At 72.0% G+C, this 21,670-nt stretch carries 12 protein-coding genes and 1 pseudogene; 7 read left to right on the forward strand and 6 right to left on the reverse strand.

Translation table 11 applies throughout. The annotated features are described in order from the left end of the window. The first annotated feature begins 238 nt into the window (after positions 1-238). Positions 239-3,628, forward strand: coding sequence for a BTAD domain-containing putative transcriptional regulator (locus ACFY12_RS21720; RefSeq protein ID WP_390717490.1), 3,390 nt, complete (start codon positions 239-241; stop codon positions 3,626-3,628). 102 nt (positions 3,629-3,730) lie between these two features. Here the strand turns inward: ACFY12_RS21720 and ACFY12_RS21725 are convergent, their stop codons facing one another. The 3 genes from ACFY12_RS21725 to panB all read right to left on the reverse strand — a co-directional run bounded on the left by ACFY12_RS21725 (position 3,731) and on the right by panB (position 6,624). Continuing rightward, entirely contained in the window at positions 3,731-4,561 is an 831-nt protein-coding gene (locus tag ACFY12_RS21725; RefSeq protein ID WP_390717491.1) for an ABC transporter permease, read from the reverse strand. Beyond that, positions 4,558-5,595: an ATP-binding cassette domain-containing protein gene (locus tag ACFY12_RS21730; RefSeq protein ID WP_390717492.1), complete on the reverse strand. Its 1,038-nt coding sequence runs from the start codon at positions 5,593-5,595 to the stop codon at positions 4,558-4,560. Before ACFY12_RS21730 ends, ACFY12_RS21725 begins: the two co-directional genes overlap by 4 nt. Positions 5,596-5,763: 168 nt before the next feature. After that, positions 5,764-6,624: a 3-methyl-2-oxobutanoate hydroxymethyltransferase gene (panB, locus tag ACFY12_RS21735; RefSeq protein WP_390717493.1), complete on the reverse strand. Its 861-nt coding sequence runs from the start codon at positions 6,622-6,624 to the stop codon at positions 5,764-5,766. 551 nt (positions 6,625-7,175) lie between these two features. On the opposite strand from panB, the gene ACFY12_RS21740 reads away from it, so the two are divergent. Both ACFY12_RS21740 and ACFY12_RS21745 read left to right on the forward strand, forming a co-directional pair. Beyond that, positions 7,176-8,177, forward strand: a complete 1,002-nt coding sequence (locus ACFY12_RS21740; protein ID WP_390717849.1) for an endonuclease/exonuclease/phosphatase family protein — start codon at positions 7,176-7,178, stop codon at positions 8,175-8,177. 281 nt (positions 8,178-8,458) lie between these two features. Beyond that, positions 8,459-9,721, forward strand: coding sequence for an MFS transporter (locus ACFY12_RS21745; RefSeq protein WP_390717494.1), 1,263 nt, complete (start codon positions 8,459-8,461; stop codon positions 9,719-9,721). 149 nt (positions 9,722-9,870) lie between these two features. Here ACFY12_RS21745 and ACFY12_RS21750 read toward each other — a convergent pair whose 3' ends face one another. Then, entirely contained in the window at positions 9,871-11,625 is a 1,755-nt protein-coding gene (locus tag ACFY12_RS21750; protein WP_390717495.1) for an NAD+ synthase, read from the reverse strand. Between the two features lie 171 nt (positions 11,626-11,796). Further along, positions 11,797-13,440, reverse strand: coding sequence for a multicopper oxidase family protein (locus ACFY12_RS21755; RefSeq protein WP_390717496.1), 1,644 nt, complete (start codon positions 13,438-13,440; stop codon positions 11,797-11,799). Between the two features lie 527 nt (positions 13,441-13,967). Here ACFY12_RS21755 and ACFY12_RS21760 point away from each other — a divergent pair. The 4 genes and pseudogenes from ACFY12_RS21760 to ACFY12_RS21775 all read left to right on the forward strand — a co-directional run. Continuing rightward, positions 13,968-14,690: pseudogene (locus tag ACFY12_RS21760) on the forward strand (DUF998 domain-containing protein); the annotation flags it as partial. A gap of 197 nt (positions 14,691-14,887) precedes the next feature. Then, positions 14,888-15,793 carry an alpha/beta fold hydrolase gene (locus tag ACFY12_RS21765; RefSeq protein ID WP_390717497.1) on the forward strand — a complete coding sequence of 302 codons (906 nt, stop codon included), beginning with the start codon at positions 14,888-14,890 and terminating at the stop codon, positions 15,791-15,793. A 215-nt stretch (positions 15,794-16,008) separates the two neighbouring features. Then, positions 16,009-17,370, forward strand: a complete 1,362-nt coding sequence (glnA, locus tag ACFY12_RS21770) for a type I glutamate--ammonia ligase (RefSeq protein ID WP_390717498.1) — start codon at positions 16,009-16,011, stop codon at positions 17,368-17,370. Positions 17,371-17,553: 183 nt separating this feature from the next. Beyond that, positions 17,554-20,604: a bifunctional [glutamine synthetase] adenylyltransferase/[glutamine synthetase]-adenylyl-L-tyrosine phosphorylase gene (locus tag ACFY12_RS21775; RefSeq protein ID WP_390717499.1), complete on the forward strand. Its 3,051-nt coding sequence runs from the start codon at positions 17,554-17,556 to the stop codon at positions 20,602-20,604. A 115-nt stretch (positions 20,605-20,719) separates the two neighbouring features. Here ACFY12_RS21775 and ACFY12_RS21780 read toward each other — a convergent pair whose 3' ends face one another. Next, positions 20,720-21,592: a phosphatase PAP2 family protein gene (locus ACFY12_RS21780; protein ID WP_390717500.1), complete on the reverse strand. Its 873-nt coding sequence runs from the start codon at positions 21,590-21,592 to the stop codon at positions 20,720-20,722. Positions 21,593-21,670 lie beyond the last annotated feature (78 nt).

Here is a 21,670-nt window from a genome sequence, read left to right on the forward strand (position 1 = left end):
ACGACCGTAACCGGAGCACGGGGCCACCGGGAACGGGGCCGGTCACCGGCGACGCCCGCCCGGGACGCGGCAGTGGGACGGAGGGCCCACCCGCGGAGGCGGCAGTGGAACGGCGCCCTCCGCGGAGCCGGAGCCCGGTGGCGGACCATGCGGCGGACCCGGTGGCGAAACCTGGTGGCGAAGCTCAGTGGCGAAACTCGGTGGCGAAACGACTCGGGGCCTGGACGACAATAGGTCGGTGCGCTACGGAATTCTCGGCACCACCCAGGCCGGCCGGGCCGACGGCACCCCCGTCGCCCTCGGTGGCGCGCGCCTGCGTACCCTGCTCGCCGCCCTCGCGCTGCGCCCTGGGCGCGCACTCTCCCCGGACGTGCTGATCGCCGAGGTGTGGGGCATGGACCCGCCCGCGGACGCCGCGGGAGCGCTGCAGGCGCTGATCAGCCGGCTGCGCCGGGCCCTGGGGCACTCCGCCGTCGCCTCGGTCGACGGGGGGTACCGGCTGTGTGCCGAACCGGACGCCGTCGATCTGCACCGCTTCGAACGGCTCACCTCGGACGGCGGGCGGGCGCTCGACGAGGCGGACCCGGCCCGCGCCGCCGAGCTGCTCGACGAGGCGCTGGCGCTGTGGCGCGGTCCGGCTCTCGCCGACCTCCCGGACGCCGGGGTGGAGGCGGCCCGCGCCGAGAGCCGCCGTCTGGACGCCCAGCGACTCCGCCTCGCCGCCGACCTCGCCCTGGGCCGCGCCGAGCGGGCGCTGCCCGCCCTCCGCGCGCTGTGCCAGGACCACCCCCTCGACGAGCCGCTGCAGGCCCTGCGGCTGCGCGCGCTGCGCGCCGCGGGCCGTACGGCGGAGGCGCTGGCCGCCTACGAGGAGATACGCACCGGCCTCGCCGAGCGCATCGGCGCCGACCCCGGCCCGGAGCTGCGCGCCCTGCACGCCGAGCTGCTGGGACCGGTGCCGGTGCCTGTGCCGGCCCCGGCACCGGACGCCCTGACCCCGGACACGGAACCCGGCGGTTCCCCGGACGCCGCCCCGGGCGCCGCCGCCGGCCCCCCGCCGCCCACCTGGGCCCGCACCGGCAATCTGCGCGCCCGGCTCACCTCCTTCGTCGGCCGGGACGCCGATCTCGCGGCGATACGGTCCGATCTGGCCGAGCACCGGCTGGTGACGCTGCTCGGGCCCGGTGGCGCCGGTAAGACCCGGCTGTCCCAGGAGGGTGCCGAGCGGGCCGCCGCGGCACTTCCGGACGCCTGGCCGCACGGCGTCTGGCTGGCCGAGCTGGCGCCGGTCGACGATCCGCAGACCGTGCCCGAGGCGGTCCTCACCGCGCTCGGCGCCCGCGAGACCGTGGTCCGCGGCACCACCGCCGAAGGGCTGCGGGCCGCCACCGACCCGACCGCGCTGGACCCGCTCGCCCGGCTCGCCGAGCACTGCGCGGGCCGCCGGATGCTGCTGCTCCTGGACAACTGCGAGCATGTGATCGGCGCCGCCGCCGAGCTCGCCGAGCGGCTGCTCGCGGACTGCCCCGGAGTGACGGTGCTGGCCACCAGCCGGGAGCCGCTGGCCGTCCCGGGCGAGGTGCTGCGGCCGGTCGGACCGCTGCCCGACCCGGTCGCGCTGCGGCTGCTCGCGGACCGCGGGGCCGCCGCCCGCCCCGGCTTCCGGGTCGACACCGATGAGGAGACCACGGCGGCCTGCGCCGAGATCTGCCGTCGGCTGGACGGGCTGCCGCTGGCCGTCGAACTCGCCGCCGCCCGGCTCCGGATGCTGACGCCGCGTCAGCTCGCCGACCGGCTCGACGACCGCTTCCGGCTGCTGACCAGCGGCAGCCGCACCGTACTGCCCCGGCAGCAGACCCTGCGCGCGGTGGTCGACTGGTCCTGGGACCTCACCGACGAGCCCGAGCGGGCGGTGCTGCGCCGGCTGTCCGTCTTCGCCGGGGGCTGCGACCTGGCCGCCGCCGAGGAGGTCTGCGCGGGCGACGGCGTCGCGCCGTACGAGGTGGCCGGACTGCTCGGCTCGCTGATCGACAAGTCGCTGGTGGTGGCGGCACCCGCACAGGACCGCCAGATGCGCTACCGGCTGCTGGAGACAGTGGGGGAGTACGCGGGGGAGCGGCTCGACGAGGCCGGGGAGCGGGCCGCCACCGAGCGCCGCCATCTCGTCGCCTACCGCGAACTCGCCCGGACCACCGACCCGTTGCTGCGCGGCCCCGGTCAGGGCGCCGGTATGGAACGGCTGGAGCTGGAGCATGACAATCTGCGCACCGCGCTGCGCCGCGCCGTCGCCGCCGGCGACGAGCACGAGGCGCTCTGCCTGGTGCTGTCCCTCCAGTGGTTCTGGTCGCTGCGCGACCACCGGGGCGACGCCCGTCACTGGGCCGTCGCGGTCGCCGCGCTCGGCCCCAACCCCTACCTGAAACCGGTCGAACCCGCCCCCGACCTGCATGAGCGGCCCATCGACAAACCGCCGCCGATGTCCGCCGAGCAACTGGTCGAGGCCCGTCGCGAGGTCCGTCTGGTCTCGCTGTCCAGCATGGACAGTGAGATCGCGGCGCTGAGCTCGCCCGAGATGCGGGAGGAGATGGCCGGGGTCCTCGCCGCGTACCGCCCGGGCATGCCGCAGACCTGCAAGGTACCCGGGGTGATGTGGTTCTACGCGGTGCTCCTCACCGGGCAGGTCGACAGCCTGACGGAGATGATCGACAGCGCGGTACGGGCCTGCCGCCACTACGGCTACGACTGGGAGCTCGCCTTCGTCCTGCAACTCCGCTCCAAGATCTTCAACGACCATCCCGGGGAGCTGCCCCGGGCCGCTCGCGACGCCGACGAGGCGCTGCGGATATTCCTGCGGGTCGGTGACGCCTGGGGCGCGGCCGAGGCGCTGTCGGGGCGAGCCGAGAGCCATGAGAAGCGCGGAGCGTACGAGCGCGCGGCCGAGGACTACCGGGCGGCGATGGTCCACGCCGAGCGGCTGGGCGCGCACGCCCAGACCCTGCTGCTGCGCTGCCGGCTGGGCTCCGTACTGATCGAGGACGGCCAGGGGGAGGCCGGCGAGCGGATGCTGCGGGAGGTGCTGGCCGAGGCCGCCGCCAAGGCCAACAGCGGCCGGGACACCGAGCCGTTCGCCCGGCTGAGCCTCGCCATGCGGCTGACGCTGACCGGCCGGCGGGACGAGGCCCGTGCGCAACTGCACGCGGTGCGGGAAGTGTTCGCCCCGCGCGCCCCGGATCTGTTCTCCGGGATCCTGGAGATGGCGCTGGTCTCGCTCGATCTGGACGACGGGCATGGCGACGAAGGGCTGATGACGCGGTTCCGGGCGGGCATGGCGCTGATGCAGGACGCGCTGACCCGGATGGTCGCCCCGGACGTTCCGGTGACCCAACTCCTCACCGGAGCCCGGGCGTTGATCGCCGTACGCGGCGACTCGGCGGCCGGGGACGCGGCGCGCCTGGTGGGCGCGTACGACGCCCTGCGGGCCACTGGCCATGTCCCGCCGCTGATCCTCCGCCACGACCGGGCCCGTACGGAGGCGGCGGTGCGGGCGCTGCTGAGCGACGCGGACTACGCCCGCGCGTACGCCGACGGCGGCAGCCTCTCCCTCGAAGAGGCCACCGCCCTCATCTGACGCCTTCATCCGAAGCATCCGACGTATCTGACGCATCCAACGAATCCGATGTATCTGATGCATCCGATGTATCTGATGCATGCGGGTCCGTCAGGTCTCTCGTCACGTCTTCTTGCGGAACTTCGCCACCGCGAGCGGCATGGTGACCGCCGTGATGGCGACCGCCCAGCCGAGTGTGACCAGTGCCGGATGTGCCACCGCACCCTGGCCGTTCATCAGCGCCCGGGCCGCGTCCGCCAGGTTGGAGAGCGGGTTGACCTTGGTGAAGCCCTCCAGCCAGCCGGGCATCGACGACGTCGGTGCGAAGATCGACGAGCCGAACTGCAGCGGCATCAGCACCAGCATCGCCATGCCCTGTACCGCCTGTGGGGTCTTCACGGAGAGGCCCAGCAGGATGAATATCCACATCAGTGCGGCACCGAAGGCCGTGGACAGCACGATCGCGCCGAGGAACTCCAGGAGGGAGCCGCGTATTTCCAGGCCGAGCAGGAAGCCCATGCCCAGCAGGATCGCGGTGGCGATCAGCATCCGGCCGAGCTCGACGACGATCTTGGCTATCAGAACCGAGGACCGGGCGATCGGCATCGTCCGGAAGCGGTCCATCACGCCCTTGCGGAAGTCCTCGTTGACGCCGGTGCCCACCGCCATGGCGATGTTCATGCCCATCATCGCCATCATGCCGGGCACCAGGTACTGGACGTACTCGTCCTGCTGTCCCTTGCCGGCGATCGCGCCGCCGAAGACGTAGACGAACAGCAGGATGAAGATGACCGGCATCAGCAGGACGTCGAACATCGACTCCGGGTCCTGCTTGATCTGCAGGGCGTTACGGCGCACCAGCGCGCCGATGTGCCGCAGGTTGCCGCGGACCCCGATCCGCCCCTCGTCCGCACCGGGCTTCACCGGCGCCGCCGTTATCGTCGCCGCGCTCATGCCGACACCTCCGCGTACTGCTGTTCCTCGGCCTCGTCGGCCCGTTCGGTCTCGGTGGCCTCGGAGGTCTTCTGGCCCGTGATGGCCAGGAACACCTCGTCCAGGCTGGGCAGATGGGTGGATATCCCGGCGAGCGCGAACCCCTGCCGGCCGAGCATCCCGACCACCGCCGTCAGCTGCTCGTCGCTGACGATCGGCACGTTGACCACACCCCCGTCGTGGTCAGCGGTGGCGCCACCGATGCCGTCCAGCCCGGCCTGTGTGACAGCGCCGGCCATCCGGTCCAGCTCGCCCGGGTCCGACGGCCGGATCTGCAGCGTCCGCCCGCCGACCTTCGCCTTCAGCTCATCGACCCGGCCCTCGGCGATCACCCGGCCGCGGTCGATGACCGTCAGCTCGTTCGCCAGCTGCTCGGCCTCCTCCATGTACTGGGTCGTCAGCAGGACGGTCGCGCCCTCGCGCACCATCCGCTGGACCTCCTCCCAGACCTCGTTACGGGTGCGGGGGTCCAGGCCCGTGGTCGGCTCGTCCAGGTAGAGGACGGCCGGGCGGCCGATCATCGAGGCGGCGAGGTCCAGCCGGCGGCGCATACCGCCGGAGTACTTGGCCGCCGGCCGCTTGGCGGCGTCGGTCAGCGAGAACCGCTCCAGCATCTCGTCCGCGCGATGGCGGGCGTCCTTGCGGGAGAGGTCGAGCAGCCGCCCGATCATGTAGAGGTTCTCCCAGCCGGAGAGCTTCTCGTCGACCGAGGCGTACTGCCCGGTGAGGCCGATCGTGCGGCGCAGTGCGCGAGGCTGGCGCACCACGTCATAGCCGGCCACGACGGCCCGGCCGGCGTCCGGCACCAGGAGGGTGGACAGGCAGCGTACGAGCGTCGTCTTGCCGGCGCCATTGGGGCCCAGCACGCCGAGCACGGTGCCTTCCTTCACGTCCAGGTCCACTCCGTCGACGGCCTTGACGTCGCCGAAGTGCTTGACCAGACCGCGCACCTCGACGGCGTTGCCGCCCCTGGTGGATATCGTCTGTCGCGTCATGCCCCCCACAGTGGCAGCCGCCACTGACAACGCACCGACAGCCGACCGACAGCCGGCCGGCAGCCAGCTGACAGCACTACGCGAACGGCGGCCGGAACGCGATGTTCCGACCGCCGTACCGAGGCTGAGCAGCCCGTTAGGTGAGCAGCCCGTTGGCTGGGCAGCCCGTCAGTGGAAGGTGTGCTCCTCGGCCGGGAACGTTCCCGCGACGACGTCGTCGGCGAACGCCTTGGCGGCACCGCCGAGCAGCTCCCGCAGCTCCAGATACTGCTTGACGAACTTCGGTACCCGGCCCGCGGTCATCCCGGCCATGTCGGTCCACACCAGGACCTGGGCGTCGCACTCCAGGCCCGCGCCGATGCCGACGGTCGGGATGTGCAGAGAACGGGTGACCTCGGCGGCCAGTTCGGCCGGTACGGCCTCCAGGACCACCGCGAACGCCCCCGCGTCCTGCACCGCCTTGGCGTCCCGCAGCAGCTGCTGGGCGGCCTCCTCGCCACGGCCCTGGACGGGGTAGCCGCCGAAGGCGTTGACCGACTGGGGGGTGAGCCCGACGTGCGCCATCACCGGGATGCCGGACGAGACCAGCAGTTCCACCTGGTCGGCGGAGCGCTCCCCGCCCTCCAGCTTGACGGCACCGACCCCGGCGTCCTTCACCAGCCGGGTGGCGCTGCGCAGCGCCTGGACCGCTCCCTCCTGGTACGTCCCGAACGGCAGGTCGCCGACGACCAGGGCGCGCTTGGTGCCCCGGACGACCGCCGCGGACAAGATCGTCATCTCGTCCAGGGTGACGGGCACGGTGGATTCGTAGCCGAGGTGACAGTTGCCCATCGAGTCACCGACGAGCAGAACGGGGATTCCGGCCTCGTCGAAGACGGAGGCGGTCATGGCGTCGTACGCGGTGAGCATCGGCCACTTCTCGCCGCGCTCCTTGGCCGCCGCGATGTCGCGGACGGTGATCCGGCGCGAGCTCGTGCCCCCGTACAGAGACGTGGGGACCGATTTCCGGGCAGGCGAAAGCTGCGTCATGGGACGGCTCCTGTTCGTCATCTCGAGGCACCCTGACGGTGTCCCCGGACTTCCCACCATGCTGGCACGGCCCGTACGGAAAGGAAAAGGGGAAGGGAAAAGGGGAAGGCGGGAGGACAAAACGCGAGGCCAAGGGCGAGGCACTTCGCGACGCTCCGGATCAGCGCTCAACGACGTCTTCCGGCAGGTCGGCGGCGTCCTCGGCGTCGCGCCCCGGCCGCGGGCCGCTGCGGGGTGGCCACACCGACCCCGGCGTACGCCCCTGGCCCCTGCCCTTACGCCCCTGGCCCCCCGGCCCCTGCTCTTACGCCCCCCTGGCCCCCCTGGCCCCTGCTCATATGACGGGAGCATGCCCGTTCTGTCACAGAGGCCGTCATGAACCCTCCGGACGGAACCCCGACCCGCCGCCGCCCCGTCCTCACATCCGAGAGCGCACGAAGATCGCACAAGGATCTAAGAAAGTGCATTACGGCCATCGCCTAGGGTCAGTGGATCAAAGGCGAGGCGCACCGGAGCAAGGCAGTGAGGACAGCTACATGGCGCAGGCACATATGACGGAGCCGGGACAGGGGCAGGAGCCCGAGCGGGCCGGTTCCCGGGCCGAGCGCCTGCGGAACTGGTGGCGTCCGGAAGGGACGTGGCGGCGCGGCATCGTGCTCGCGGTGCTCGCCGTGCTCCTCGGGATCGTGATGCTGCTGCACAGCCGGATCCCCAACGACGTGGGAAACCTCGGCAGTCTGCTGGAGACGTTCCTGCCGTGGTTCGGGCTGTGCCTCCCGCTGCTGCTGATCGCCGCGGTGCTGCGCCGCTCCGCCACCGCGCTGATCGCTCTCGTCCTTCCGGTCTTCGCCTGGGTCAGCCTCTTCGCCGGGCAGATCACCGACAAGGCGGGGGCCGGCGGCAACCTCACCGTCATCTCGCACAACGTCGACGCCGACAACCCCGACCCGGCAGGCACCTCCCGGGACATCGTGGCCTCCGGAGCCGACGTGGTCGCCCTGGAGGAACTGACCTCCGCCGCACTGCCCAAGTACCGCGACGGGCTGGCGAAGGCGTACCCGTACCACACGGTCCAGGGCACCGTCGGCCTGTGGAGCAAGCACCCGATGTCCGACCCGCAGCCGGTGGACATCAAGCTGGGCTGGACCCGGGCGATGCGCGCCGTCGTCACCTACCACGGTCAGCCGTTCGCGGTCTATGTCGCGCACCTGCCGTCGGTACGGGTCAAGCTCGACGCGGGCTTCACCGCCAATCAGCGGGACGCGAGCGCCAAGGCGCTGGGCGAGACCATCGCCGCCGACCCGGCCAAGAAGGTCTTCCTGCTCGGTGACCTCAACGGCACCATGAACGACCGCTCGCTCGCACCGGTGACCTCCCAGATGCGCTCCGCCCAGGGTGCGGCGGGCGACGGCTTCGGCTTCAGCTGGCCGGCGTCGTTCCCGATGGCCCGGATCGACCACATCATGGTGAAGGGCGTGGAGCCGGTGAAGGCCTGGGTGCTGCAGCCGACCGGCAGCGACCACCGGCCCGTCGCGGCCTCCGTCAAGCTCTGATCGCGAGATCTGGCCGCCGGGGTCCGGCGGTGAGACTGAGCTCCGGCGGTGACGAATGAGTTCCGGCGGTGACGACCGAGTTCCTCCGGCGGTGACGGGCGGCGTCCGGCGGTGACGATCGACGCGCACTCGTCACGTCCCGTTCCGGCGAGGGAGTGCCGAGGGAATACTGAGCCTGCGAGACTTTGTTCCGTAGCAGAACTTAGCGCAGTCTTGTAGCGCGTCTCTGAACCCCCGCACCCCCCCCTCGTACGGAACGTCCGGAAAGGACCAGGTCTTCCATGCCCTTGGCTCTGCTCGCGCTCGCGATCTCGGCCTTCGGTATCGGCACCACGGAATTCGTGATGATGGGCCTGCTGCCCAATGTCGCGGATGATCTGGGCACCAGCGTGCCCACCGCCGGCTACCTCGTCTCCGCCTACGCCCTCGGCGTCGTCATCGGCGCCCCGCTCCTGACCGCCCTGGGCTCCCGCATCCCCCGCAAGCGCATGCTCGTCCTGCTCATGGCGGTCTTCACGGTCGGCAATCTCGCCTCCGCCCTCGCCCCCGGATTCGGTTCGCTGATCGCCGGCCGGCTGCTGGCCGGCCTGCCGCACGGGGCGTTCTTCGGGGTCGGCGCGGTGGTCGCCGCCCAGATGGCCCGCGAGGGCCGGCAGGCCCGCGCGGTGGCCACGATGTTCCTCGGCCTGACCGTCGCCAACATCATCGGCGTGCCCGCCGCGACCCTGCTGGGCCAGCAGCTCGGCTGGCGTGCCACCTTCCTCGTCGTGGCCGGCATCGGGCTGGTCGCGATGGCGTCGCTGGCGCGGCTGATCCCGCCGCTGAAGGCCGACGAACGCACCGGCCTGGGCCGCGAGCTGCGCGCCCTCGCCAACGGACAGGTGCTGCTCGGCCTGCTCACCACCGTCTTCGGCTTCGCCGGTATCTTCGCCGTCTACAGCTACCTGGCGTCGATGATGACCGAGGTCACCGGCCTGGCGGAGGGTTCGGTGCCGCTGGTCCTCGCGCTCTTCGGCATCGGCATGACGCTGGGTGCCCTGGCCGCCGGTCCGCTCACGGACCGTGCTCTGCGCCCCACCCTCTACGGTTCGCTGGCCGCCCTGGCCCTCGTGCTGACGGCCTTCCACTTCACCGCCCGGACGACCTGGGCCGCCCTGGTCACCGTTGTCCTCATCGGCGCGATCGGCTTCCTGACCACCACCCCGCTCCAGATGCTGGTCATGAACAAGGCCCAGCAGGCCCCCACCCTGGCCGCCGCCTCCAACCAGTCCGCCTTCAACCTGGCCAACGCGGGCGGTGCCTGGATCGGCGGCCTCGCCCTGGCCGCCGGCTGGGGCTGGACGTCACCGACCCTGGTGGGTGCGGCGCTGGCGGCCCTCGGCCTGGCCGTCGCGGCGGTCGCCGGGTTCCTGGACCGGGGCGCGGAGGACAGCTCCCGCATCGTGGCCCGCGGCCCGGAGGCTGACGCGGCCGCGGAGACGGGTGCGGCCGCGGAGACGGACGCCGTCGCGGAGACGGACGCCGTCGCGGGGGGCGGCACGTAGACGCCGCGTTCACGGGAATACCCGCCCGCCCGCGCTCGTTAGGGCCCGCAAGGGGGGCTCGCGACCCTTAGGGGATCTGTTCGACCCTCCCCCTAAGGGTCCCGTCGCCCCAAGACCCGTCGCCCCAAGGCCCCGTCAGCCATGGCCCGTCAGCGACCCTCGCGCCAGTGGTTGGTGATCGGGAGGCGGCGGTCCTTGCCGAAGACCTTGGCGGAGATCTTGGTGCCCGGCGGGTACTGGCGGCGCTTGTACTCCGCGTGGTCGACCATGCGCAGCACCCGGGTCACCAGGGTCTCGTCGAAGCCCTGGGCGATGATCTCCTCGCGGCCGCGGTCCTGGTCCACATAGAGCTCCAGGACGCGGTCGAGGATGTCGTAGTCGGGGAGGGAGTCGGTGTCGACCTGGTCGGGGCGGAGTTCGGCGCTCGGCGGCTTGCTGAGGGTGTTCTCCGGGATCGGCGGGGTCTGGTCGCGCTCGGCGGCGGCCTGGTTGCGCCAGCGTGCGAGCTGGTAGACGACCGACTTGTAGACGTCCTTGATGGGGCCGTAGCCGCCCGCCGAGTCGCCGTAGAGCGTGGAGTAGCCGCAGGCCAGCTCGGACTTGTTGCCGGGGGCGAGGACCAGGTGGCCCTCCTGGTTGGAGATGCCCATGAGGGTCGTGCCGCGCAGCCGGGACTGGAGGTTCTCCTCGGCGAGACCGGTGAGCGAGAGGGACTCCATGTACGCGTCGAACATCGGGCCGATCGGCACCGTACGGAAGTTCAGGCCGGTCCGGCGGGCGAGTTCGGCGGCGTCGGTGAGGGAGTGCTCGGAGGAGTAGCGCGACGGCATCGCCACCGCGTGCACCTGGCCGGCGCCCAGCGCGTCACAGGCGAGGGCGGCGACCAGGGCGGAGTCGATGCCGCCGGAGAGGCCCAGGGCGACGCTGCGGAAGCCGTTCTTGGCGACGTACGCGCGCAGGCCGACGACGAGCGCGGTGTAGATCTCCTCGAGATCGCCGAGGCGTTCGGCCTCGCCACCGGGGGTCTCGGGGACGTACGGCGGCAGCGGGTCGGCGGAGAGCGTGCGGTGGTCGACGCGCAGGCCGTCGTCCAGGACGCCGGACGGCGGTTCGGGCGCCGCGGCGGGCAGGTCGAGGTCGACCAGGACGCAGCCCTCCGCGAACTGCGGCGCCCGTGCGATCACCCCGCCGTCCTTGTCGACGACGATCGAGTCGCCGTCGAAGACCAGCTCGTCCTGGCCGCCGATCATCGCGAGGTACGCGGTGGTGCAGCCGGCCTCCTGGGCGCGCTTACGGACCAGCTCCAGGCGGGTGTCGTCCTTGTCGCGCTCGTACGGCGAGGCGTTGAGGGACAGCAGCAGCCCGGCGCCGGCCGAACGGGCCGCGGGGACCCGGCCGCCCTCCTGCCACAGGTCCTCGCAGATCGCCAGCGCGATGTCGATGCCGTGCAGCCGGATGACCGGGAGGGTCTCGCCGGGTATGAAGTAGCGGAATTCGTCGAAGACGCCGTAGTTGGGCAGGTGGTGTTTGGCGAAGGACAGGGCGACCTCGCCGTGGTGGAGCACGGCCGCGGCGTTCTGGGGGGCGCCGGCGGGGCGTCCGTAGCGCGGCGCGGACTGCTCGCCGCGGTCGAGATAGCCGACGACCACCGGGAGCTCGCCCAGGCCCTCGGCGGCCAGCCGTGCGGCCAGCGTCCGCAGCGCGGTGCGGCTCGCCTCGACGAACGACGGGCGCAGGGCGAGGTCCTCGACGGGGTAGCCGGTCAGCGCCATTTCGGGGAACGCGACGAGGTGGGCGCCCTGGCCGGCGGCGTGCCGGGTCCAGTGCACGATCGTCTCGGCGTTCTGGGTGAGATCGCCGACGCAGGTGTCGATCTGATTGAGGGCGAGACGAAGTTGAGGCACTCCGCCAGTGTAATCGTCTTTCTGACGCAATGGGGGCGTGCGCTGACGCAATGAGGGTGTGTGCTGACGCAATGGGGGCGTGCGCCGGACCGGCGTGACCGGCCTCTCGGGAGCAGGCGCGGCGGCCCGGCCCGGCCCGGTCCGGCGTACGGGCGTCCTGCTCCGGCGCCGTTACGACCGGTAGCCGACGATCGTCATCATCCCCGACTCCGAGTGGTAGATGTTGTGGCAGTGCACCATCCACAGGCCGGGGTTGTCGGCGTCGAAGTCGACGCAGACCTCCTTGTCCGGCAGGACGATCGTGGTGTCCTTGCGGGGGCCGCCGTTGGGCAGCGCGAAGGTGTGCCCGTGCAGATGCATCGGGTGCCACATCTTGGTGTTGTTACGGAAGGCGATCCGGACCCGCTCGCCCTCCCGCACGGCGTACCGCTGGGACGGGGTGTACGGCTTCCCGTTGATCGCCCAGTCCCACTTCTCGTCGGTGCCGGTGAGTTCCATCGTGATGGTGCGGTCGGGCGAGTGGTCCGAGAGCCGGACCTCTTCGGCGGCCTTCAGCTTGTCCGCGCCGATCCCCCCGCTCCGCAGCTCCTTCGGGCGGTGCTTGGGGTCGGGCGCCTCGCCGTCGCCGGTCCTCAGGAGGGCCTGTGCGGTTTTGTTGTTGGACTTGCCCGCGGAGAGCGCGGTGAGCGGGAAGACGCCGTCCTTGGCCGTGACCAGGACGTCGTAGCGCTCGGCCATGCCCATCACCAGGCTGTCGGTCTGCTGGTGCTCCACCGGGAAGCCGTCGCTGTGCGTCACGGTCATGATGTGGTCACCGAGCGCGACCCGGTAGGCGGTGTCACCGCTGGCGTTGATGAGACGGATCCGGATGCGGTCGCCGGGCTTGGCGTGGAAGGTCTCCCGGTCGTCGGGCGCCCGGCCGTTCATCAGGTGGAACGGATGGTCCACATTGGCCGCGAAGTCGTCCTTCCGGTGCCGGGAGTGCCGCGTCAGCAGGGCCGCCGCGGCCGAGGACCGCCGGGCGGGCCGGCCGCCCCGCCCGCCCATCTGCATTTCGCCGTGGCCCATGGCCCCGCCGGGCTTGTCCTTGTTCAGTTCGTCCAGCACCTCGTCCGGAGTGATCCCGTCGAGCCCGTCCAGCCAGTCGTCGATCATGACGACCCACTCCTTGTCGTACGACAGGGGCTCGTGGGGGTCCTCGACGATCAGCGGTGCGTACAGCCCGCGGTCCACCTGCACTCCGACGTGCGGATGCACCCAGTGCGTACCGGGTGTGCTGGCCGTGAAGGTGTAGTCGAAGGAGTGGTCGGACTTGCAGGCCCGCTGGGTGATGTCGGGGACGCCGTCCATGTCGTTGCGCAGGTGCAGTCCGTGCCAGTGGACGGTGGTGGACTGCGGAAGGCGGTTGTGGAGGGTCATCGCGATCCGGTCGCCCGCGTTGACCCGGATCTCGGGGCCGGGCAGTTGGTCGTTGTACGCCCAGGTGTCGACGGTGTAGCCGCCCAGATCGAACGTGGTCTGGTCGGCGGTCAGCGAGAAGCGGCGTACCGGGCCCGTACCCCGCCTGCGCTCGGCCTCGACGACCTCCGGGCCCGCGGGGTCGACATAGCCCGTCGGGGTGTCATGGCCGGAGTGGCGCGAGCCGGGGGAGCCGGGGGAGCCGTGCGGGCCATGGGAGTCGCGCGAGCCGTCCGGGTAGGGTCTGCGGGTCTTGTGGTCCGTGGCGGCGGCCGGGGTGGAACCGGCGGACAGCAGCCCGCTGCCGGCGGCGGCGATACCCGCGCCGAGCAGGGCGCGTCGGGAGTGCGTACGCATGGGGAGAGCACCTCGTGGCGATGTCGGTGTGGTGGGCGGTCTGTGCGGGGGCGCTGCCGCGGACTCCGGCCGGTGCCGACGGCGTGGCGCGTTCCTCGCGCGCGGGGCTGCCGACAGTCAGATGAGGAGTGCGTGCCGCGGCGGCGCGGATATCTGCCATCGGCCGCGCGGCGGCCGGGTGCGTGGCGCCGCGGGGGCCGTGGGGTGCCCGGGGGCGTGCGGGGCGCCGGGGCCGGCGATCGGCGTGGTGCACGGCGCCGGCCGGCCGCACCGGGCGGCGGCTCTGCCCTGTTCACGCATCGCGGACCTTTCGACGGAGGACCTGCTGGAACGACCTGCTCGGCCTGACGGAACGACGCGTGTGGCGGAGCGACGTGCCGAACGGGTGACATGCAGAACACCCGTCCCTGCACCTATCCCCGGAACACTACCCCCGAGGGGTATGGCGATCCCGCAGAGTCCGCCGAACGGAGTGCCGTCCGCCTATCCTGGGCCTTCCCTGATCACCTGGATGCCCGATCACCTGGATGTCCGTGCCCCGTACCCGCGGTCCCGCCCGTCCCTCCGTCGCCCGTCCCTCCGCGGCCCGTCCCGCCCCCGCCCGGACGGCCGCCGTCCTGCTCCTGCTGGGCGCGGTCGCGTACACCGCATGGGTGCTGGAGGTGGTGCTCGCCACCGGCCTCGACCCCGTCCAGGCGTACGTCAGTGAGCTGGCGGCCGCCGATCAGCCGCTCGGCGGGCTCTTCCGCGCCACCGACCTGGCCGCCGGGCTCCTGGTGCTGGCCGGTGCGGTGGCCGCGCTGCTCACGACGGAACGCAGCTCCTGGGCGACCGCCGGCTGGGCCGCGCTGGCGCTCTTCGGCGCCGCCACCGCGGTCGACTCCCGGCTGCCGCTGAGCTGCGCACCGACCAGCGACCCGGTCTGCGCGGCCCGGGAGACCGCGGGCCTGGTGCCGGCCACCCACACCGCGCACGCCGTCAGCAGCACCTGCGCGATGGTCGGTGCGCTCGCCGCGCTGGTCCTGCTGACCGTCGCCGCCCGGCGCCACGACCGCTGGCCGTCGCTCGGCCGCTTCGGACCGTCGCTGCTGCTCGCCGAAGTCGCCGCCACGATCTGGACGCTGGCCTCCGTCGCGGCTTTCACGGCGGGCCGGGGGACCTGGGCCCTCGGCGCCGGCCAGCGCCTGCAGGTCCTGCTGGTCGCCGTCTACGTCGCCGTGCTCGCGGGCTGCGTGGCCCGCTCGGGGCCGTCGCCGTCCGGAGCGGCTCGTGATCCTGGGCCGTCCGGACCGTCCCGGAAGGCCCAGGCAGCGGGAGGCGGAGAACGAGGCCGAGACGGAGACGGAGACGGAGACGGAGACCAGACCGGAGACGGAGACCAAACCGGAAACCGAAACGGAGACCAAGCCGGAAACCGCAACGGAGACCAGACCGGAAACGGAGACCGATGAGCCGCCGAGACCTCCCCCCGCTCCCCACCCCCGGCCGTTTCCTGCGCGTCGACGGTGTCCCGCTGCACGTCGTCAGCGAAGGGACCGGCCCGGTGTGCGTGCTCAGCAGCGGCCTCGGCATGGCCTGGTTCGACTGGGACGCGGTCGCCGCGCGGCTCGCCCCGCACCGCACCGTCGTCCGCTTCGACCGCCCCGGCCTGGGGCTGAGCGCCCCGGCGCCCGAGCCGCCCACCCTCGCCGCCGAGGCCGACCGGATCGCGCACCTCCTCGACGCGCTCGGCCACCGTGGCCCGGCCACCGTCGTCGGCCATTCGCTGGCCGGGTTCCACGCCGAGGCGTTCGCCCGGCTGCACCCGGATCGCTGCGCCGGTCTCGTCCTCGTCGACGGCAGCGTCGAGGAGGAACCGCGGCCCCGGCTGCCCCGCGCACTGCGGACGGCCTGGGCGGGCGGGCTGGCCGGCGCAGTGTCCGCCGCCGGCCTGCCGCACCTCCTGGGGCCCGCCGCCCGCCGCCTGATAGGCCGCGTCACGACCGTCGGCAGTCATCCGCCGCACCCATGGGAGCGCGCCGGATACCGCACCAGCCGCGTGGTGCGCGCCTGCGCGCTGGAGAACGCGACCTACCCCTACCAGGCCGCCGAGCTCGCCGCGCTGCGAGCGGAACGCCCGATGCCCATGCCCGGCGTGCCGGTGACGGTCCTGGCGGCGTACGACGGCAGTGAGACGTCCGGCCAACTGCGCTGGCTGGAGCGCCAGCGCTCGCTCGCCGCCGAGCTGGGCGGCCGGTTCGCGGTGGCCGCACCGGCCGGCCATCTGGTGATGGCAGATGTGCCGGAGTCGGTGGTGCGGGCGGTCCTGGACCTGTCGGGGACGGGCCGGGACACGGCCGCGCCCTTCCTGTAGGCGCTTCCTGGAGGCATCTGGAGGCATCTGGAGGCATCGCGAACGGTACGGCTCGTCACCGCGAGAAGCATCAGCTGCGAGGTTACGGCTCACCGGTTCTGATTCAGGCCAAGGGTGCGTAATGTGACGGTAACCCCTTCACGTGATACTGGTGTGCCACGCACGATGTTCCACGTGCGCGGACAGGCCGATTGACCTGCAAGGATTGGTGACCCATGGACAAGCAGCAGGAGTTTGTGCTCCGTACGCTCGAGGAGCGCGACATCCGCTTCGTACGGCTGTGGTTCACCGACGTGCTCGGGTTCCTCAAGTCCGTGGCGGTGGCCCCGGCCGAGCTGGAGCAGGCCTTCGACGAGGGCATCGGCTTCGATGGTTCGGCCATCGAAGGGTTCGCCCGCGTATACGAATCCGACATGATCGCCAAGCCGGACCCCGGCACCTTCCAGATCCTGCCCTGGCGCGCCGAGGCACCCGGCACCGCCCGGATGTTCTGCGACATCCTGATGCCGGACGGCTCGCCCTCCTACGCCGACCCGCGGTACGTCCTCAAGCGCATCCTGGCGAAGACCTCCGACCTGGGGTTCACCTTCTACACCCACCCGGAGATCGAGTTCTTCCTGCTCAAGGACAAGCCCGTCGACGGCTCCCGGCCCAGCCCGGCCGACTCCTCCGGCTACTTCGACCACACCCCGCAGAACGTCGGCATGGACTTCCGCCGGCAGGCGATCACCATGCTGGAGTCGATGGGGATCTCGGTCGAGTTCAGCCACCACGAGGGCGCCCCGGGCCAGCAGGAGATCGACCTTCGGTACGCCGACGCGCTCTCCACCGCCGACAACATCATGACGTTCCGGCTGGTCATGAAGCAGGTGGCGCTGGAGCAGGGCGTCCAGGCCACGTTCATGCCGAAACCGTTCAGCGAGTACCCCGGCTCCGGTATGCACACCCACCTCTCGCTCTTCGAAGGCGACCGTAACGCCTTCCACGAGTCCGGTGCCGAGTACCAACTCTCCAAGGTGGGCCGGTCGTTCATCGCCGGACTGCTCCAGCATGCGGGCGAGATCTCCGCCGTGACCAACCAGTGGGTCAACTCGTACAAGCGCATCTGGGGCGGCGCCAACCGCACCGCCGGCGCCGGCGGCGAAGCGCCCTCGTACATCTGCTGGGGGCACAACAACCGCTCCGCGCTGATCCGCGTCCCGATGTACAAGCCGGGGAAGATGGGCTCCACCCGGGTCGAGGTCCGCTCGATCGACTCCGGCGCGAACCCCTACCTGACCTACGCCGTACTGCTCGCCGCCGGCCTCAAGGGCATCGAGGAGGGTTACGAGCTGCCGGCCGGCGCCGACGACGACGTCTGGGCGCTGACCGACTCGGAGCGCCGGGCGATGGGCATCGAGCCGCTGCCGCAGAACCTCGGCGAGGCCATCGAGCTGATGGAACGCAGCGAACTGGTCGCCGAGACCCTCGGTGAGCACGTCTACGACTTCTTCCTCCGCAACAAGAAGCAGGAGTGGGAGGAGTACCGCTCCGAGGTCACCGCCTTCGAGCTGCGCAAGATGCTCCCCGTGCTGTGATGTCCGAGAACCGCGCGCGCTCCGATGTCCGAGAACCGAGCGCGCTCTGATGTCCGAGAACCGCGCGTGCTCAGCTGCTGAAGAACCCGCCCGTGCTCTGATGTGCAAGAAGCCGCCTGTGCTCTGACGCGCGAGATGCCGCCCGTGCGCCGAGCCGCCACCGCGCCACCGAGAGGCTGGACCATGGCACTACCCGCTCCGCAGGGACGGCGGAGCAGCACCTTCACCCGGCTGCTGAGGCATGGTTTCACCGACCCCTCGGCAGCCGCGGAGCTGCTCGACAGCCCCGACCTCGCCCCCGTTCGGGAGGACTCGGCGCTGCTGGACGCGCTCGGCGCCACTGCGGACCCGGACCTGGCGCTGCACGGGCTGGTCCGCCTGGTGGACGCGCTGCCGGCGGCTGAGCGGCAGACGCTGCTGAGCACCGTCGTCGCCGCCAAACCGCTGCGCGACAGGCTGCTGGGAGTGCTGGGCGCCTCCGAGGCCCTCACCGACCACCTCGTCCGGCACCCCGAGGACTGGCGGTCGCTGGTCACCTACGAATCGGTCGATCTGCACCCCACCACACCCGAGTTCGAGCAGGCGCTCGCCGAGGGGATCTGGGGCGAACGGGGCGCCGGCCGGTCCCGCGCGGACGCACTGCGCGCCGCCTACCGCCGCGCCCTGCTGGGCATCGCGGCCCGCGACGTCTGCGGCACCACCGATGTCGCCGAGGCCGCCGCGGAGCTCGCCGACCTGGCCACCGCCACCGTCCGGGCCGCCCTGGAGATCTCCTACGAGGAGGCGCCCGGCGACGCCGCGGTCTGCCGGCTCGCGGTCATCGGCATGGGCAAGTGCGGCGGCCGGGAGCTGAACTACGTCTCGGACGTCGACGTCATCTTCGTCGCCGAGGCCAAGGACGGCGTCGACGAGGCCAAGGCGCTGCAGGCCGCGACCCGGCTCGCCGCCCGGATGATGCGGCTGTGCTCCGACAGCACCGTCGAGGGCACGATCTGGCCGGTGGACGCCAACCTGCGCCCCGAGGGCCGCAACGGGCCGCTGGTGCGCACCCTCAGCAGCCACCTCGCCTACTACCAGCGCTGGGCCAAGACCTGGGAGTTCCAGGCGCTGCTGAAGGCCCGCCCGATGGCCGGCGACCTGGGCCTGGGCCAGGAGTACGTGGACGCGCTGGCGCCGATGGTGTGGGACGCCACCGAACGGGAGAACTTCGTCTCCGACGTCCGCCAGATGCGCCGCCGGGTCGTCGAGAACATCCCCGTCGCGCAGGTCGAGCGGGAGCTCAAACTCGGCCCCGGCGGGCTGCGCGACGTCGAATTCGCCGTCCAGCTCCTTCAGTTGGTGCACGGCCGCAGCGATGCCACGCTGCGCAGCCCCACCACCCTGGACGCGCTGGCGGCGCTGGCGGCCGGCGGCTACGTCGGACGGCAGGACGCCGCCGCCCTCGACACCGCCTACCGCTTCCTGCGCACCCTGGAACACCGGATCCAGCTCTTCCGGCTGCGCCGTACCCACCTGATGCCCGAGGATGAAGGGGAACTCCGGCGCCTGGCACGGTCGTTGGGACTACGTACCGAGCCGGTGGAAACCCTCCGCAGGGAGTGGAAGTGGCACGCCAGGGAGGTGCGACGACTGCACGAGAAGCTCTTCTACCGTCCGCTGCTCGACGCCGTCGCCCACCTCGAACCCGGTGAGGCCCGGCTCTCCGCCAAGGCCGCCGGCCACCGCCTCGAAGCGCTCGGCTACGCCGACCCGGTCGCCGCGCTGCGCCACCTGGAGGCGCTGGCGTCCGGCGTGACCCGTAAGGCCGCCATCCAGCGGACGCTGCTGCCGGTACTGCTGGCCTGGTTCGCGGACTCCGCCGACCCCGACGCCGGACTCCTCAACTTCCGCAAGGTCTCCGACGCGCTCGGCAAGACCCCCTGGTACCTGCGGCTGCTGCGGGACGAGGGCGCTGCCGCCGAGAACCTCGCCCGGGTCCTCTCGGCCGGCCGGTTCGCCCCGGACCTGCTGCTGCGCGCCCCCGAGGCGGTCGCGCTGCTGGGCGCCCCCGACGGACTGCGGCCGCGCACCCGGGCCGCCCTGGAGCAGGAGGTGCTGGCCGCGGTCGGCCGCGCGGAGGGGGCGGAGGCGGCGGTCGCGGCGGCCCGCGGGGTGCGCCGCCGGGAGCTGTTCCGTACGGCCGCGGCGGATGTGATCGGCGCGTACGGCACGGAGTCCAGCCCCGCCGACACCGACCACGGCCACTCCGTCGACGCGGTCGGCTCCGCGGTCTCCGACCTCAACGCCGCCACCCTCGCCGGTGCGCTGCGTGCCGCGGTCCGCGCCCGCTGGGGCGACACCCTGCCCACCCGCTTCGCGGTGATCGGCATGGGCCGGTTCGGCGGCCATGAGCTCGGCTACGGCTCCGACGCCGACGTCCTCTTCGTCCACGAACCACGCGAGGGCGCCGACGAACAGGAGGCCGCCAAGGCCGCCCACGCCGTCGCCGACGAGATGCGCCGGCTGCTCGAACTCCCCTCCGCCGACCCGCCGCTGCCCATCGACGCCGACCTCCGCCCCGAGGGCCGCTCAGGCCCCCTCGTGCGGACCCTCGCCTCCTACGCCGCCTACTACCGCCGCTGGTCACTGGTCTGGGAGGCGCAGGCCCTGCTGCGCGCCGAACCGGTCGCCGGCGACCCCGGTCTGGGTCAGCGCTTCACCGAGCTCATCGACCCGCTCCGTTACCCGGCCGAGGGCCTGGGCGACGACGCGGTCCGCGAGATCCGCAGGATCAAGGCCCGGATGGAGTCCGAGCGGATGCCCCGCGGCGCGGACCCCACCACCCACGCCAAGCTGGGCCGCGGCGGGCTGAGCGACGTCGAGTGGACGGTGCAGCTTCTCCAGATGCAGTACGGCTGGGAGATCCCCGCGCTGCGGACCACCCGTACCCGCGCGGCGCTGGCCGCGGCGCACGCCGCCGGGCTGATCGACACCGAGGACGCCCAGATACTGGACGAGGCCTGGGTACTGGCGGCCCGGGTCCGCAACGCGGTGATGATCGTCCGCGGCCGCCCCGGCGACACCTTCCCGGTCGACGGCCGGGAGCTGGCCGCGGTGGGCCGTTACCTCGGCTACGAGGAGGGCCCCACCCGACGGCAGTCGGAAACCGGCAGGAGTGGAGAGATGATCGACGACTACCGGCGGATCACCCGCCGCGCCCGCGGTGTGGTGGAACGGATCTTCTACGGGGCGTGAGTGGGGCGGCGGTGAGCCGGCCGGGGGCGTGAGCCGCGCGGCCGGGATCGTCTACGGCAGGGATCGTCTACGGCCGGGATCGCCTACCGTCGGGATCGCCTACGGCAGGGATCGGCTACCGCCGGGATCGCTGCGCATGGCGTGCGAGCCGGTGCGGCAGTGACCCGTACCACAGACACGCCAGCCCGTAGCCCAGGACCAGGCACAGTACGCCGCCCACCGCGTCCAGCCAGAAGTGGTTGGCGGTGGAGACGATGACCAGCAGGGTCGCGGCCGGGTAGAGCATGCCGAGGACCTTGGCCCACAGCGGCTTGGCCACCAGGGCGATGGTGATGCCGCACCACAGCGACCAGCCGATGTGCATCGACGGCATCGCCGCGTACTGGTTGGACATCGAGGCGAGGTTGCCGGACGCCATCGAGCCCCAGGTCCCGTGGACGATCACGGTGTCGATGAAGCCGCCGTCCGGCATCAGCCGGGGCGGTGCCAGCGGGTAGAAGTAGTAGCCGAGCAGTGCGACGCCGGTGGTGGCGAAGAGGGCCAGCCGCGCCGCGGCGTAGCGGCCCGGATGCCAGCGGTAGAGCCACACCAGCACCCCGATCGTCACGATGAAGTGCAGCGTCGCGTAGTAGTAGTTCATCGACACGATCAGCCATGTGACGGAGTTCACAGCGTGGTTGACGGTGTGCTCGACGGCGATACCGAGGGCGTGCTCCGCCCGCCAGATCCAGTCGGCGTTCTCCAGAGCCTTCGCCTTCTGCTCCGGGACCGCGTTGCGGATCATCGAGTACGTCCAGTAGCTGACCGCGATCAGCAGGATCTCGAACCACAGGCGGGGCGTACGAGGGGAGCGCAGACGGGCCAACCGGCCCCCGGCCTCAGGGCGGTCCGTCGTGATCTCGGGACGGACCACACTCCCCTTGGGTGGCGGGGTGGTCGGTGTCGTGGTCGGCGGGCCGGCCAGAGTCCTCGTGTTCGCGTCACCCATAGGCAGACAGTCTGCCAGAAAAGGGTGTGCAGACGATCATCCTTCGGTCGGGTATTCGACTCCCCGGATCGGTCCTGA

Origin of the sequence: Streptomyces sp. NPDC001339 (assembly GCF_042895955.1) — a bacterium.
Lineage (GTDB): Bacteria > Actinomycetota > Actinomycetes > Streptomycetales > Streptomycetaceae > Streptomyces.

What these genes read in the sequence shown, in the direction of transcription:
- ACFY12_RS21745 (WP_390717494.1), top strand. Translation starts at nt 8,459, where the DNA reads ATGCCCTTGGCTCTGCTCGCGCTCGCGATCTCGGCCTTCGGTATCGGC.
- ACFY12_RS21740 (WP_390717849.1), top strand. Translation starts at nt 7,176, where the DNA reads ATGACGGAGCCGGGACAGGGGCAGGAGCCCGAGCGGGCCGGTTCCCGG.
- ACFY12_RS21730 (WP_390717492.1), bottom strand. Translation starts at nt 5,595, where the DNA reads ATGACGCGACAGACGATATCCACCAGGGGCGGCAACGCCGTCGAGGTG.
- ACFY12_RS21765 (WP_390717497.1), top strand. Translation starts at nt 14,888, where the DNA reads ATGAGCCGCCGAGACCTCCCCCCGCTCCCCACCCCCGGCCGTTTCCTG.
- panB (WP_390717493.1), bottom strand. Translation starts at nt 6,624, where the DNA reads ATGACGCAGCTTTCGCCTGCCCGGAAATCGGTCCCCACGTCTCTGTAC.
- ACFY12_RS21780 (WP_390717500.1), bottom strand. Translation starts at nt 21,592, where the DNA reads ATGGGTGACGCGAACACGAGGACTCTGGCCGGCCCGCCGACCACGACA.
- ACFY12_RS21775 (WP_390717499.1), top strand. Translation starts at nt 17,554, where the DNA reads ATGGCACTACCCGCTCCGCAGGGACGGCGGAGCAGCACCTTCACCCGG.
- ACFY12_RS21725 (WP_390717491.1), bottom strand. Translation starts at nt 4,561, where the DNA reads ATGAGCGCGGCGACGATAACGGCGGCGCCGGTGAAGCCCGGTGCGGAC.
- ACFY12_RS21755 (WP_390717496.1), bottom strand. Translation starts at nt 13,440, where the DNA reads ATGCGTACGCACTCCCGACGCGCCCTGCTCGGCGCGGGTATCGCCGCC.
- glnA (WP_390717498.1), top strand. Translation starts at nt 16,009, where the DNA reads ATGGACAAGCAGCAGGAGTTTGTGCTCCGTACGCTCGAGGAGCGCGAC.